The sequence below is a fragment of the Agromyces binzhouensis genome (genome assembly GCF_004135055.1).
In the GTDB taxonomy this organism is placed as follows: domain Bacteria; phylum Actinomycetota; class Actinomycetes; order Actinomycetales; family Microbacteriaceae; genus Agromyces; species Agromyces binzhouensis.
In genome coordinates, this window is the sequence record NZ_SDPL01000622.1 from 1 (window position 1) to 1270 (window position 1270).

Below are 1270 nucleotides of genomic sequence, written 5' to 3' on the forward strand. Positions count from 1 at the left end.
GGCGGGCGCCCCGGATGCCGCGGGCACGCGCGCCACGCGGACGACCACCTCCGTGCCCTCGGGCGTGTGCACGCGGGCGTTCGCGAGGAGGTTCGCCACGACCTGGTGCAGGCGGCCGGCGTCGCCGGTCACGGTCACCTCGTCGTCGGGGACCTCGACGCGCCACTCGTGGTCGGGCGCCGCCACCTGGGCGTCGCCGACCGCGTCGATCACGAGCCGGGTGAGGTCGACCTGCTCCCGCCTGAGCTCGCGCCCCTCGTCGAGCCGGGCGAGCAGGAGGAGGTCCTCGACGAGTTCCGTCATCCGCAGCGACTCGGACTCGATGCGGCCGAGCGCGTGCACCACGTCGGGCGGCAGTTCGCCGCCGTGCAGGCGCGTGAGCTCGGAGTAGCCGCGGATCGAGGCGAGCGGCGTGCGGAGCTCGTGGCTCGCGTCCGCGACGAACCGGCGCACCTTGCGCTCGGACTGCTCGCGAGCCGACAGCGATGCGGCCACGTGGCCGAGCATGCGGTTGAAGGATGTCGCGAGCCGCCCGACCTCGGTCCGCTCGTCGTCGACGGGGACCTCGTCGGGCAGTTCGACGTCGCCGCGCGCGAGCGGCAGCTCGGAGACGAGCGTGGCGGTCTGGGTGACGCGGTCGAGCGGCACGAGCGCGCGCCGCACGATCACCGCGCCGAGCACGAGGGCGGCGGCGAGGCCGGCGATCGCGACCACGCCCACGGTGACCGCGAGCTGCGCCGTCGTCGCGTTCACCTCGGCGAGCGGGAAGGCGACGACGAACGAGAACCCGCCGTCGGTGGGTGCGGCGATCGCGCGGTACTCCCCGAGTTCGTCGAGCTCGACCGTCACGGGCGTCCGGTCGGTCGGGACCGAGGCGAGGACCGGTGCGATCGCCTCGGGCGGATCGACGAAGTCGCCCTCCTCGTCGATCGCGCCGAACGTCACGACCGCGCGATCGGTGACGAGAGCGGCGATCGCGCCGACGGGCTGGCCGGGGATGCGGAGCAGCGCCTCGGCGCCCTCGGGCGGGAGCGGCAGCCGGTCCTCGCGCTCCTCGCGCTCCTCGCCGAGCGTCCGCGCCGCGCGGTCCGTGGCCTGGACGAGCTGCGCGTCCATGCGCGCCATGAGCTGGTCGTGCAGCGACGCGACGCTCACGAGGCCGACGATCGCGCTGACCAGCACGACGAGCCCGGCGATGACGACGAGCAGCCGGCGCCGCAGCGTCTGCGGCGCCCGTCGACGGCGCACGGCGGATCCGTCGCCGGTGCCG

General features: G+C 75.4%; 1 protein-coding gene. It reads right to left on the bottom strand.

Annotated elements, in window-relative coordinates; translation table 11 throughout:
- Window positions 1-1248 (bottom strand): sensor histidine kinase (locus tag ESO86_RS17185; protein WP_165308296.1); only part of this gene is annotated, 1248 nt, incomplete at its 3' end.
- Window positions 1249-1270 lie beyond the last annotated feature (22 nt).